Raw genomic sequence first — 237 nt, 5'->3', positions numbered from 1 at the left:
ACTTTGCCTTATGGCTTGCCAAACTACAGATAGACCGCAGCCGATGGCATCAAAAGAGGCTCTTTCTGCGTCGATGCAGGCCGCGCAGCAGTCAACGCCACCTCCGCCAGCCGTTATGCCAGACGCGGTGCAGCGTGAACTGAATACTAATACCTTAATGGGCAGTTTAGCTGCGCCCATGGAAACCGAACGTCGTATCGATGTTTCTGCCCATGATGTCGATGCGAGGGTATTTTT

General features: G+C 53.2%; 1 protein-coding gene. It reads left to right on the top strand.

Translation table 11 applies throughout. From position 1 onward, the window contains the following. Positions 1 to 43 precede the first annotated feature (43 nt). A partial coding sequence (locus B4920_RS30230) for a hypothetical protein (RefSeq protein ID WP_216820146.1) occupies positions 44 to 237 on the top strand: 194 nt, incomplete at its 3' end.

This window comes from Zoogloea sp. LCSB751 (assembly GCF_002028455.1).
Taxonomy (GTDB): domain Bacteria; phylum Pseudomonadota; class Gammaproteobacteria; order Burkholderiales; family Rhodocyclaceae; genus Zoogloea.
This window is presented reverse-complemented; position numbering and strand designations above follow the sequence as displayed.